A 13,114-nucleotide genomic window follows, 5' to 3' on the forward strand; every position below is an offset into this window, starting at 1 on the left:
ACCTGAGCCACTCGGTGAAAACCTCGCGGGACAGATTTCCTGCCGCAAGCCCCAGCATGATGCGCTCCTGCTCGTCCACGTCACAATCAATTTCATGGCCTTTCAATCGACTGTACAGTTCGAGCACTTCGGCGCGCGAGAGACAACGCATCAGCCGAGCCGCCGATAAAGCTCCCGGTTCTTCGCGAGTACGCGATTGACCGTCTCTTCGAAATCGGTGTTGGCTTGGCTGATCAGGTCATCGATGAATTCGGCCAGCAGTTGCTCGGGCTCGCGTTCGATGCGACACGCCTTTTTGCCGAAAGCCATCGGCCTTGCTGTCATCAAGTTACAGGGTCATCGTGGTCATGGTGATGCACTCGTGGTTGAGTCATGAACCCCACAGTACAGCAGAGGGCCTCTAGTCGCGGGGCACTGGTGAAACTGATCCCGGCAAGTAATCCCGTGGTACGCCCCCTATTCACGCCCATGCTCCCGGTAGATCAAGATCAGCGAAAGTCAAATCTCGGTCTTTGGCTTTAAATGCCTTAAATGGTGACCGGCTATGACATCGCTCCAAATATAGTTCAGCGTTATGCAGCAGTGTCGAGCGTCCTTGGCGCCTCCGCTGGATATATGCTCGGTATCAATGTTCGAGTTCGTAGTCCTCGCCATCTCTGACCTTTGTAAGCAAGTCAACAGCGTTTTGCGAATACTTGTGGGCTTGCATAGTATTTCCTGCGAGGATGGCAATATGGTACCGATTGTCGGTAGCCTTAATATTCACACCCTTTTGGCTCTTTATTTGATCAATTAGCTGATTTGCCTGATGCCAACTTGAGTAGCCTAGCTTCTGGCCTACACACGTCAAAGAAAATGGGTAAATCGCATTAACGGAGGAGGGGTCGTCAAGCGTAGTGATTCCAAATAATCTCGCTAGTTCTTGTTCGCTCGAGACAGCGCGCTCTAAAGTATCGTAATCTACCTCCACTGTTCTCTTAGGGATGTCGTGGCGAACTAGGTCGTACGTGCGCGCCATTAATGCGCGAAGGATTTTGGGGCTCACGGATTGCAATGCATTATTAGAGCCGAGAGCATCGAAGATCCATTGGAAGCTATGAGAGATGATGTTCTTTGCTCTTACGCTATGCTCGGCGTCGATTGCAATTAACCTCTCAGATGGAAATGATGTCATCTTCTCTGATTGCTGGTTCCATTCAACCAAGTAAATGTTGGGTATAAGCTGACCTTCGGGTGATAGTATTTCGTCGATATCTGCAAGTATTGCGCGAATATTCGGATCTTCAGCGCTGTAGCCGAAAAAGAAAAGCGGATGCTCCGCGAAGAAAGCAAGCAGCTTGGCGCTGAGATACTTCTTCTTTGCTTGAAACTCGTCGTAGTCATTGCGAGCAAACACAAGGCTAGCGGGATCAGAGGAGCAGCCATGAATCTTCAGGATCTCCCCAATCTGGGCATAGTTCGCCTTTAGGATCTTCTGGCCGACAACAGGGCTGTATTCGGGAAATAGCTGCTCAAGAAACCGATCATAGTTCGTTGTAATAATCGCGTGCGGCCTTACCTTCTGAAGCGATTCAAGTTCTTCCCTATGAGCCTCCCCTGCGTCCTTTGCATCAGCAGAGGATAACAGGCCCTCGAAAAAAGTTGCGACTCTGTACTTGATGTATATCTCAGCAGGCTGGTTGGGGCTAAATAGTTCATCAGGGAAGGAGTCTTTACCTTCGCCCCACGCCCACTCCCGGTAAATGTCGGCAAATGCAGTGCCGATTTCTATCGGAGAGTGGAACTTCTGTTTATAATAAGCATAGTCCTTTTCGATTAACGGGCATTCGTCCACCAATTTCTGCAGCAAGCCTTCCCATGATGGGGCGAGGAAATATCTGCGTGAAAGCCCAGATCCGATGAAAAGGATAGGCTGGACCCCCATCGTATCCATGCACGTTGCAATGTCATCTTGAATCCGTTCCTGATAATCATCAAACTCCTTTGTCATGAACACGCGCCTCCAGATTACGTCAGTGAATTTCTACGCCTTACGTGAAACCTAAGCCGGGCCTTACTGCTGCCATGATGGCGCCAAAGAAAAAGCGACCAGTTCGACAGCTTAAAAGGGACTAGGCTTGAGGTGCATGGTATGTCCTTAGAACGTGCTTTTTGCATGATGAGGAAGAATGTAAACCCCTTGTAATAGGTTTTCCACAACATCCATAGCCAAGCCCAACTGCCGTTCGGAATGTGGCTTTACCTCATGGGCGGCATCGTTACCTAAGGTTCTCAGTTTGTGCAGAATATCTGCGCCTTCTTGGGTGAGTACGCCATGACTCACGAGATCGTTAATCTTTCCATAAAGATCTCTACTTGACGCTCGCTTTTCTTTCGCAACGGTCTCGATCAGAGCACGTATTCCAATACCACAAAGAACTGGCTGAGTGCCATTCAAGGCTCTTATGGTTTCTTCGTATATCCGCTGTACTTTGCTTGGAAGGATATGACTGTCTGATAGGGGGTCCCTGCTTTGGATAGGGCCTGGAAAGAGCTCAATAAGCTCATCGTCGACATATTCATTCGGGCCAACTTGAATAGGTGTATTTTCGGAATCTGAACTGACTCTCCGGAATGAAACGGTCTCGCATCCTTGACACTGCACAATTTGACTACTCGAGGTCCAGTGCATCTCGTAATCCCATGACAATCTTTCGCTACCGCTGATATCTGCGGATGCAAGTATGAGATGCCTAGTTTTGCGTTTACATTCTCTACATTCAACTTCGACTTTCTGGTTCGCTTTCTTGTTGAGTTCCATATAGGTCATTCTTGCACCTAACGAGTATTCTTCAGAGGGTCGGTCCCGATACTTTGGGTGCGGCGGCTAGGTTTCTCAGTAATACGTCTTTTCGTCAAAGGCTTTGGTTGGTGCGAGGAGTATACCGCCGGGGCGTTATGTAGCCAAATAGCTGAGCAAGCCACTTAATGTTGCGTCCTGGCTACCGAAACGGGCTAGCCGTTAGCTAACGGTAGATCACAATGGATTCGCATCCACCGGATGGGGTGGTCTGATGTGTTCGTCGAGCGTGTCTATGCGGCGGTCTCGAGCGGATTTGTTCCTTTGGTGCGAAGCTGGTTGCGAAATCCGGAGCGGAGCGTCAACGGGTTCTCGGCAGGCAAGGCAAAACCGAGGCGCGATACGTGAGACACCGAGCAAGACACCGGGGTCACAAGGCGATGGGCACGCTCACTCAGCCGCCCGACCCCGCTGCGCCGAACCCTCCTCAGTCGGCACGGGCCGCCCCTCGCGCTTGCCCAGATTGCCCGATCACCCAGACGGTCTCCAACCACAGCGGTGCCTGCTCACGGACCAGCAGTCCTTCAGGGAGGTGTCTTCTTCCTGTCATATCGGGGCGCGGCAGGTCTATTACCCCCTTCTTTACTCTCATTATAGGGTCATTGATTACCCTCTTTTCCGCCTGGTCCCTGCGTCCACTTGGCACCGGCGCCGCGGCCGGAGCAGCTCACGACTCCTTGCTCCTGCTGCTCCCGAAGGGCGTGACGCAACATGTCACGGCTGACGCCCGGAAATAGCTGCTCCAGCTCGCTGATCTAGAAAGCGTGGTCCGGGACCTGGCTAGGAGCTGCTCGATGCCGTCGACCACCATTTGACGCTTCTCGCCGCGGGGTGCCTTGAGCGCCCCGACACGGTCGACTAGGTCGCGGTAGGCATCCTTCATGATCGAGAGGACAAAGTTGATGTAGGGCCAGGGGTCGTGTGCCCCTTCATGCCAGCCCCGGGAGCTTTGCTCCAAGGTCTCGTAATACCGATCTTTATTCTCTTCGATCAGGCGCTCCAGGCTGATGTAGCGTCCGACCTCGTCACCAAGCTGATAGCCCTGCAACAGCCACAGCAGGCGGGAGACACGCCCTTTGCCGTCGCGGAATGGGTGAATACAGAGGAAATCGAGATTGAATGCGGCCAGGGGGATCGGCGGCGGCACCTTGTACTCCCCCGCATCCCAGATCTGGCCGCGGGTCAGGGCGTGCAGCCGGCAGATGGTCTCGTTGCCGACCGGGAGTTCTTTCGCGTGCCTGTGAATCAGGGCCAGTGCGTCGCGGTAGCCCCGCACCTCCTCGTCATCACGGTCCCGGAACAGCGGACGCGTGGCCACCGATGCCCGACGCATCGCTCGATGCTCATGGAGCCTATTCCGTGCGTCGCCCGGTTATTGTCGATCGCGCAAGGTGCGCGGGTCAGCGTTTTGTGTATTTTCAGGTGAGGTTCTCGGCCGGATGATCGGCGGCCGTGGTCGTGGCTCGACCTTCGGCCCAGGCCACTCCCGCTCGGTTCTCAGCAGGTCCGCAGCGATGGCTTGTAGGTCGTTATGGAAGCGAGCGGCATGCGCCTCACGCACGCGATGCAGTTCTTCGACGATGGGGTCAGTCCACATAGCGATCTCCAAGCAGCTCTTCCGGGGTGCAAATGATGGGCGGTTGGTAGCCTGCCGCTTCGCAGATGGCTTCGATCAGAGGGCGCTTGCTGGCATTGGCGATATGCTTACAGTTCCAAGTCAGCAGGTAGTCGGCGCCATGCACGGCGGCAACGGCAATGTGCAGGGCGTCTTCCTTGGCCCTCTCCGGAAGGGCCGCTCCAGCGAGCAGTCGTTGGGCGAGCTCAAGCGCGTCATTGGTCAGGTGCAGGGTTGGGAGTCCGTCCAGCAGTTCCAGGCGACGGCGGGCTGCGTTCGCATCTCCGGCCCTGGATTCCGATATGACCAGGGCGGAGATCGACAATTCCCACTCGTGGCGTACCAGCCACCATTCCTGGCTGATTTGTTGATGTGCGGCGACGATCAGATCCCGACTGGGGCGCGCGGCGAGATAGCTGATCACCGAGGTTTCGATATAGACACGGGACTTCATGGCGTGGCCTGCTCTTCTGGATCCTGTGTAAAGAAGGCCCAGGCGATGCGGTAGTCCTGCTCGCGATCGGGGCGGATGAAGGGTGGCTGGTAGGTGATGGTGCGTTGCACCGGGCCGCCGGGTAGGGTGTCGTCGGGGAAGGTCTTGGTGAGGGTGCTGCCGGCGGGCAGGTCGCGCACGTCTTCCCAGCCGAGGGCGATGCCCTGCTGCGGGTTCTGATCGGGGCGGTCGGGGGTCCGGATGCCGTAGGTGATGCCCGCCTTCAGATCGCTTTTGCGTGCCTTGCGCGGCAGGCCGACGCCGATCAGGCCCTTGCTGGGGGTGAAGACGATGCGGCCGGTCTGGTCGTACCAGGTGTCGGCCTCGTATTGGCGCATCACGGGGAATTGGACGCGGTAGATGGTGAGCAGCTCATCCAGGGTCAGGCCGAGGGCTTGGGCGACCAGGACGTCGATCTCGAGCAGGGCCTGACGGCGGGCGTAGTCGGTGCGCAGGGCGCAGTGGCTTTGCCAGTGTGGCGTCAGATTCGTGAAGAAGTCGGTGTCGAGCGGCACCGCCGGCGGATCGTCCTGCGACGGACGTGCCGGTCTGTCCGGCTTTGAGACGGTTGTTCGGGTTTCAGCCGCGCAAGGGGATGGTTGCCGATCTGTGGGTGCGTGGACCGACCAGCGTTGTTGGTTAAACGCGGGTTGATAGCAGGATTGCCAGAGATCCGCGTAGTGGGTCGTGATGCTACTCAACGCCAGGGCGCGCGCATCTAGCAACGGCCGTAAGCGGTCAACAGACACAACGGGTAATTGATTGATCAAATTTGCATTGGCATGCCCCATTCCCGTGCTTTTGACGCGGAAGTCGACTGTGATTGATAAACACATGGCGTAGTAATCGAGTAAGGACCGGTTCGTCTTAAACGCTGTTCCAAGGCAGGTGTGGATGTAAGCAACGTCTGGGGGTACTAGGGATGGAATTAGCGTTCTTTCAGCCGATGAGCCAATCATCTCTCGATTGATGAAACGATAGTGTTCCGTCACCCGACGCGCGTGCTTCTCGACGCCAGTGATCCAGGGCACCCGTGAGGTACGATCGGCATATTCCGCAGCACCGCAAGCCGGCACATAGTTGGTTCGCGGCAAGTAGTCGTCGGGCAGGTTAGTTAGGTCGAGGATGTCATAGTGACTATTCTGGGTGCAGTGAGCACGAGGCGTCTTATAGAAGGATGTGCCGACGAAAAAATGCGGCCCGGAAAGGATCCAATCTTTGGGAGTATCAGGAAAACGTGTCTCGCGGCGGATAGTGCCATCTTTCTGAGAAGTGACTTCATTCCAGCAAGTTGACGGGGTGGTGAAATAATCTCCTTTGATATCGCCGAGGCGACGCGGTTGAGCGGCAAACCTTTCCAGCACAGCAATCAAAGGACGTGCGTGTAGGGCCGGCAGGCGCGCTTCCAAGTACGGCGTACCCGCGTCGTCAAAGAGTTGAGCGAACAATTTTAACTCGTGCGCGCCAACTGGTATTAGGCGATCATGATGGCCTTGGGTATTCCATTTGACCCGCCCGCCCTCGTTCTCTTCTTTGATGCCGGGTACCGCCCCATTCCCTTCATGGGTGAAACAGGCATCGGCAGTTTGAGGCAGAAAGAGATTGGCTAGATGCGTGAATTGCGGGGTTGCTTGGATCGGACCGTAGAGGTTGATGCTGTAAGTCGTCGCGTGATGTACCTCTGCAAAAAGGCCCATCTCATTATGGAACTGAAAATGCCCCCTCAATCGTGGATAAACTGCCTCTCGGAAGTGCCCACCGTTTGGATCATCATAAATTCCCTCCGGATGCAGGAATCCTGATACGCTCCGCTCATTGCCCAGCATCCACGCCTGTGGTAAAAAACACTTATAGAGGTTGACCTTCTGCCCCATGAGAAGCGGATAGTTCTGCATCGCATTTAAGAACGCCTGAAAGCCCTCCTGCTCGCAATACTCGGCCAGCCAAGCCGTGCGCATCTCCGGGCGCTCGGCAAAGAGGTCCGCGCGGCGTTTCGCCAGATCCGACGCGCTCATCTTGCGGATCGCAATCCGGGGATCGGCCTCGCCGAGCACGCCTTTCTCTTCCCACTCCACCTTGATCCAGGGCGGATTCCCGAGAATCAGATCGAAGCCGCCGGACTCGCGAAAGACGTCGGCGAAGGCCAGCTCCCAATGGAAGAATTTGAAGCGCACGGCCAGTGACTCGACCAGCGCGACGCGCGGAAAGTAGTCGCGCAGACGCTTGATGCGCAGCTCGCCGTAGCGATCGTGCAGGGTCTTTTCAGGTGTCGGGGCGGACAACGGCAGTTGTCCCGGCTGATCGTCGAAGAGCGAGCCCTGCACCTCGGGCACCAGGACTTGACGCTCGACCTTGGCGGGCTCGGGCGAGAGATCCAGCTCCTGCTGCTCGTCGATCTCCATCAGGTTGCCGTCGAGGATGGCGCCGATCTCGGTGATCCATTGGGTGCGACTGGGCAATCGGGCTGCCTGGTCGAGCGGCCAAAACCAGAGGGCACACCAATAGTCCATCACCAGCTTCAGACGCCGGTAGGCGGTGGCCTTGTCGCCGTCCTCGCTGAGCATCCCGGCCTGGCGGGTCTCCTCCTTGCTGGCGCGGCTGCTGGTGCTGCCGGTATCGATGTCGGGCCAGACGGGCAAGGGATCTTCAGTGCGTGCGCGGTCCTTCGCCAGTTGGCGGGCGTGTTCCTGCCAGAGCTGATCGATCTTCTTGCTGAGCTGCAGCAGGCGCTGGATCTCCGTCTGAGAGAAGCGTGCGATCAACGGCTTTTTCCAGAGCTTGATCCGGTCCAGGTCGTCGCCGAAGTAGGTCTTGACGGCCTTATTGGTGTAGCTGCACATGCCCTCGTCGGGCAGCAGGAAGTGATAGATCTCGTCGTCACGGCGCGGCTCGGTCGAGGTCAGATGGCGCGGCGTGGCGTAGAGGTAACAGTTTGGATTGGGCTCCGATTTGGTCTTTGAGTGATAGTCGCTCTGGTAATGATTGATCCGCCTCGGGGCGGTGACTTGGCTGACCGGAAATACCTGCGGGCGGGCGCCGACGAGGCTGTTGCCGATGAAGAGCTGGTAGCCGAACCAGGGCACCCGTGCCGCCTTGGGTCGGCCCTGCTCGTCGCTCTCGCCATAGATGGCGTTGAGCCAAAGGCTGACCTCGGCCAGCTCGGTGGCGATGGGGTTGAGGTCGACGCCGAAGACGTTGGCATCGGCCAGGCGCATGCGCACCTTTTGCAGCTCCTGCGGATACTGATCGTGCGGGATGCGGCGCTTGAGCTCCTGCTGCTTACGCTCGAGATAGGTTTCCGCGAGCTGATTGACCGCCTCGTTCAGGAAGGCGGCGCTGCCCATGGCGGGCTCCAGCACCCGCAGTTTGAGGATGTCGTCGGCGGCCATGCCCGGCAGCAGCTCCTTGAGCGCGTATTTGACCAGGCACTGGGTCAGGGATTGGGGGGTGTAGTAGCTGGCGCTCTTCTGACGGTCGCGCCCCGCCAGGCGGTAGATGAAGGTGCCCTTGGGATAGACGCGTAGCTCCTTGCGGCCCTCGGCGTTGGTGAAGGTGACCTTCTCGTTGTTGCGGTAGTCGCCGATCTGGTTGCGGGTGACGAACCAGCCGTTGGCCAGCAGGTCGGTGCTGCCGCCATAGGCGTCCTGTGTCTGCGTATCCTCGTCCTCTTCGAGGTCGCCCTCCGCGTCGTCCTCCCGCGCCTGGCGGGTACCCTCCTTGGGCGCGGGCATCACCTCGTAGAGGTCTTCGGCGGCGAAGAAGCCGCGATAGGAGAGCAGGGATTCATAGACCGCGCCGAGCTGGTTGATGGACAGCGCCTGATAGCTGACGCGGCGCGTGCGCTTGGTCTTCTCGTCCTTGGCGAAGGAGAGCCCCCGCAGCACCGCCTGCCAGATGTGGTTGGGAAAGCGGACCCGGTTGAGCAGCGGGGTGCTCTTGGGGTCGAACAGCTTGCTGTCGAGCGGGGCCAACTCGAAGGCGTTGACGGACGCGCCGAGGTGTATCTCGGCCTGGGTGCGATCGATGGTGGTGCCCTCTGCCACCAGGGCGAAGAGCTTGCGCAGACTCGTGTCGAAATAGCCCCCGTTCTGCGCCTCGGTGGAGCGCAAGTCGGTCAGGGTCAGGTCGCGCAGGGCCTCCAGGCTGTAGCCGCGGGCGTAGACGTCGCTTGAGTTGATGGGCACATAGCCGAGCTCCGGCCGCGCCTCGATATAGAAGAGGAAGATGAGGCGGTAGACCAGGCGCACGCATTCGGTGCTGAGCGCTCCGGCGTCCAGCGGCTTGAGGGTGCCGCTGTAGCTGTAGCCGTGCTCGGTGATGAGCTGGCGCGCTGCCTCGTTGCCGAGCAGCTCGATGGCGTCGCGCAGGGCGTATTTGAGGTTTTCGCTGACCCCGGCATCGTGCTTGTGCGACTCGGCATCCAGGCTGTCGAGCAGACCCTCGCCCTGGTCCGGCAAGAGCGCCTCGCGATGCAGCAGGGCATACGTGGCGTTGAGCGTGGCCGGTTGTTTCTTGCCGAGGATCTCGGTCAGGTCGAAGCGCAGGAAGCGGTTGGAGGGCCACTTGAAGCGATCGAGCAGGATCCATTGGGTCTCGCCGACCAGCAACAGGAAACGGGGCGGATGATCGGCGGCGAAGACCGAGTCGGTGAGCAGCTCGGCGAGGGTGCGCGGGGTTTTGCGATCCTTGCCCAGGTAGGCGGCCGGCATCTCCTCGATGCGAAAATGGCGCGCGTCGAGTCTGGAATCGAGCGGGTCGATGGACCGGTCCTGACTCTCGACTCGCTCCTGGGGGTTGAACGCGGGGAGGATTGCGACGTCGGGCAGACCGGGTTTGCGGCCGAGCAGCGTCCAGACCGGGATCGGCTGGCCGGCCGTCCACTCGTTCTCAAGGGGGTGCTCGCGAGGCTCGATGGCGTAACCCAGGGTGTGCAGCAGCGGCCGATGCAGCGCGCGGTGCCAGTCCAGTTGGGCGGCGAAGTCCTCGTCCTGCGGATAGGCGGCGTGGCGGCGAAAGAAGTCGGCGGCGAGACGCGAGAGCTGTTTGGATGGTGGATCGGCCGGTGGCTCGGATGTCTGCCCGGCGCCTGGATCGGTCGGCGTGCGCGCGTCCAGCCACGCCTTGATCCGCGACTGAAAGACGTGGGCCAGGAAGTGGTGGCTGTAGAATTCGTTGTCGTTGAGGATGCCGGGGAAGACATCGAACTTGTCCGTGGTTTCAATGGCGGCCATGGCTACACCTGTCGCGTGACGGCTGCGAGAACCTGCACGAAGGGCATGGGCTCGACCTCGAGGCTGTCCTTGACCCATTGGCTGTATTCGGCGAAGACATCCTCGATATCCTTGAGTCGGCGGGCCCGGCGACCCTCACGGATGGGTTCGGGCAGACCGGCGATCCGCAGCTCCAATTGGCGCTCCTGGGCACCGCGCAGTTGCGACAGCTCGGCGAGCTTGTGTGTGACCTCCGCGGTTCGGGTGGTGGTGAAGTGTCTCACCTGTCCCTCGACGAAGAGCTGCATGGTGGCGACCGCGTCGCCGAGTGCGCCTTGCAGTACCGCGAGGTCGACCGGGCGTTTGGGGTTAGGCAGGTCGCGCACGCCGATCCCGGCTCGCCGGCAAAAGGTATCGAAGTCCTCGATCGTGAAATCCTGCTCGCCACGGCGCACGACCGCCTTCCATTCGGCGATCAGCGGTTGACCCTTGCGGTTTGGGATCAGGCCCAGCATGAGATAGGCGGTTTCCTCTAAGCCGAGATCCGGGCTGAGGATGACCGGGGCGCGGCGGCGGCCCACGGCCCCGATCACCCGGTCGATCAGCCATTGGGAGATGGGGTGTTGCGGCCAGAGATACTGGATCTCGGGCCAACTCGCGCCCTGTTTGTCGGTCTCGCGGGCGCGTTGAATGGATTCCTCGACCAGGCCGACTCGGGCGGAGAGGACGTATTCGTCCGTCTCGCGCAGAACCTCGGCCGGTAATTGCTGGCGCAGGCGTCGCCGCAGGTCGGCGGGCGGGGTGAGGCGCAGCATCTTCGCGGCGTCGTCGACCCGGTAGCCTGCAGCTTCGGGGATGGTGGCGATGGCCTGTCTGGCGAAGGCGTAGATGTCCGGGAAGAGGCGATGCGGGTCGGCCGGGATTGCGGCGGGCGGGGGTTCTTCGACAGAGCCGAAGAGCGCGGTTTCCCAATCTTCATCATCCGACGCCGCCTGGTCGATAAAGTCGCGCTCGAAGGCCTCCGCGGTGATGCCGTCGGCCAGTGCCTCGGCGACCGTCTGTTCCTCGTCCTCGATGCTGTGTTTGCGCAGCACCGAGGCGGGATCGCCGATGTTCTTGCTGATCTGCTCGTCCTTGCGCACCAGCACCTCGATGACGCGCAGATCGCCCTTGACGGTCTCGATCGCCGATTCGGTAAGCAGATAGTCGATGCAGGGCCGATGTTGCTGACCGAAGCGATCGACACGCCCGTTGCGTTGTTGGAACACCATCGGCGACCAAGGCAGATCGAAATGCACCAGGCGATGGCAGAGGTAATGCAGGTTCAGTCCCTCGGACGCCACGTCGGAGCACAAGAGCACGCGCAGGCTGTCGTGTTCCTGCCCGAAGCGCTCGACGATCTCCTGCTGATCGATGTCCGAGAGACTGCCGTCCAGGACGCTGAAGGCGTCGACCTTGAGGCGCAGATCACCCGGCAGGTTGGCCATCAGCCATTTCAGGGTCTCGATCCGCTCGGAGAAGATCACCAGGCGGTCTGCGGTGTCCGTCCCCGACCAACGGGCGTCGGGGTCACCCAGGGCTTTGATCAGGCGTTGGTACTTGCTGAAACGCTCCGGCGTGATGCGCGTCAGTGCCTGCCGCAGGGTCTGGAGGGCCGCGACTTCCGCGTCCTCGGCCGGTGTGGGCATCGGCTTTCGCGAAAGTTTGTCGATGCGGTGGCGGGCGTAGGCGTCGGCCGCGGCGGGGCTTGAAAACAGTGCCTTCTGGAGGCCGACCCGTTGCAGCTCGGATGGTTTGCCGGCCTGGTGCTCGCCTTTCTGGGTGAAGGGAATCGCCAGCACCGCCTGATAAGCCGTCTCCTCCTCGGGAGTCGCCCGGGCCGAGAGACGCCGGGTGATGGGTTCGAGAAACTGGCCCTGCGCCTGCGCCTTGATGTCTTTCTTGAAACGGCGCACGAAGAGATCCTTGCGGTCGAGGTCTGCGCGCGTGTAGTCGTCCGGGTCCGAGATGGCGGTGGGATCGAGCAGCCAGATCAGCGAGGCGAAGCTGTTGGCCGAGCCGTCATGGGGCGTGGCCGACAGCAGAATCAGGGTATCGGACTTGGTGGCCAGGTTCTTGGCGAGACGGGCCCGCTGCGAGGATCCGGCATCGCCCTTGCGGACGGCCACGTTGTGACATTCGTCGATGACGATGATGTCCCAACGAGATTTCTCCAGATAGTTGCGGTACTCGTTGTTCCCCTTCAGGGTGTCCATCGAGATGATGGTCTTGTCGTAATAGTTGAAGGGATTATGGCCCGAGGGGATCTTGTTGCGGATGCGCTGGATACCGACCGAGTCGAGCCGCACCAGCGGGATGGTGAATCGCGACCACCATTCCTTCTGGAACTGGGTCAGCATGCTCTTCTGGGTCACCACCAGGATGCGCCGGCCGCGACCGCGGATGTCCAGCTCGGTCGCCAGCATCCCGGCTTCCAGGGTCTTGCCCAGCCCGACGCCGTCGGCAATGAGCATGCGGGTGCGGACCTGTTTCAGACCTTTCTCCGCCGGCACCCGCTGATAGTCGGCGCTCTGCATCGCCGCCTGGTGGGCACGATGCATCTGCTGGTCGTTGGCGACCGTGCGCAGGCGCTGGCTCTCGAGGTAAAGCAGCGCCTGGCCGAAGTAGGGGCTTTCATCCTGGAACAATCGGGTGCTCGCCGGGTCGTGCACGGCGATGTCGTCTTCGAGTCGGTCGAGAAAGATCGCGGAGGTGCCGCGCACCAGCTCGGACAGACCGTCGCAGGTCAGCGCATGTCCGCCGTCGTCGCACCGATCGATCCGGCGAACGATCCAGTCCTCGTCGCGGATGGTGACCCGTGCGCCGGGGGCAATGTTTCTATCCATGCAAGTCCTTATGACCTAAACCGCGCCCGGCGCGGTATGTGATGTTTTTGGATCGGATCGGCCCCGGCAGCA

The 13,114-nt window shown here is 59.7% G+C and carries 7 protein-coding genes; all 7 read right to left on the reverse strand.

All coding sequences use genetic code 11. From position 1 onward, the window contains the following. Positions 1-150: 150 nt before the first annotated feature. Positions 151-309: a DNA-binding protein gene (locus BLV04_RS24520; RefSeq protein ID WP_139191968.1), complete on the reverse strand. Its 159-nt coding sequence runs from the start codon at positions 307-309 to the stop codon at positions 151-153. Between the two features lie 316 nt (positions 310-625). After that, the gene (locus BLV04_RS19245) at positions 626-1,990 is read right to left on the reverse strand and encodes an SIR2 family protein (RefSeq protein WP_093036185.1); all 1,365 of its coding nucleotides are present in this window, start codon (positions 1,988-1,990) and stop codon (positions 626-628) included. A 147-nt stretch (positions 1,991-2,137) separates the two neighbouring features. Then, on the reverse strand, positions 2,138-2,800 hold the full coding sequence (locus BLV04_RS19250; RefSeq protein ID WP_217633743.1) for a DUF4145 domain-containing protein: 663 nt from the start codon (positions 2,798-2,800) through the stop codon (positions 2,138-2,140). A gap of 706 nt (positions 2,801-3,506) precedes the next feature. Continuing rightward, positions 3,507-4,172: a Fic family protein gene (locus BLV04_RS19255; RefSeq protein WP_217633744.1), complete on the reverse strand. Its 666-nt coding sequence runs from the start codon at positions 4,170-4,172 to the stop codon at positions 3,507-3,509. 253 nt (positions 4,173-4,425) lie between these two features. Beyond that, complete coding sequence (locus BLV04_RS19260; protein WP_093036191.1) at positions 4,426-4,908, reverse strand: type II toxin-antitoxin system VapC family toxin; 483 nt, start codon at positions 4,906-4,908, stop codon at positions 4,426-4,428. Further along, a complete protein-coding gene (locus BLV04_RS19265) occupies positions 4,905-10,178 on the reverse strand; it encodes an Eco57I restriction-modification methylase domain-containing protein (RefSeq protein ID WP_093036193.1) in 5,274 nt (1,757 codons plus the stop codon). Before BLV04_RS19265 ends, BLV04_RS19260 begins: the two co-directional genes overlap by 4 nt. 2 nt (positions 10,179-10,180) lie before the next feature. Further along, positions 10,181-13,042 (reverse strand): DEAD/DEAH box helicase, encoded by a 2,862-nt coding sequence (locus BLV04_RS19270; protein WP_093036196.1) that lies wholly within the window; start codon positions 13,040-13,042, stop codon positions 10,181-10,183. Between the last annotated feature and the right edge of the window lie 72 nt (positions 13,043-13,114).

Source organism: Thiocapsa roseopersicina (assembly GCF_900106925.1).
Taxonomy (GTDB): domain Bacteria; phylum Pseudomonadota; class Gammaproteobacteria; order Chromatiales; family Chromatiaceae; genus Thiocapsa; species Thiocapsa roseopersicina.

What these genes read in the sequence shown, in the direction of transcription:
- BLV04_RS24520 (WP_139191968.1), bottom strand. Translation starts at nt 309, where the DNA reads ATGGCTTTCGGCAAAAAGGCGTGTCGCATCGAACGCGAGCCCGAGCAA.
- BLV04_RS19245 (WP_093036185.1), bottom strand. Translation starts at nt 1,990, where the DNA reads ATGACAAAGGAGTTTGATGATTATCAGGAACGGATTCAAGATGACATT.
- BLV04_RS19250 (WP_217633743.1), bottom strand. Translation starts at nt 2,800, where the DNA reads ATGGAACTCAACAAGAAAGCGAACCAGAAAGTCGAAGTTGAATGTAGA.
- BLV04_RS19255 (WP_217633744.1), bottom strand. Translation starts at nt 4,172, where the DNA reads ATGCGTCGGGCATCGGTGGCCACGCGTCCGCTGTTCCGGGACCGTGAT.
- BLV04_RS19260 (WP_093036191.1), bottom strand. Translation starts at nt 4,908, where the DNA reads ATGAAGTCCCGTGTCTATATCGAAACCTCGGTGATCAGCTATCTCGCC.
- BLV04_RS19265 (WP_093036193.1), bottom strand. Translation starts at nt 10,178, where the DNA reads ATGGCCGCCATTGAAACCACGGACAAGTTCGATGTCTTCCCCGGCATC.
- BLV04_RS19270 (WP_093036196.1), bottom strand. Translation starts at nt 13,042, where the DNA reads ATGGATAGAAACATTGCCCCCGGCGCACGGGTCACCATCCGCGACGAG.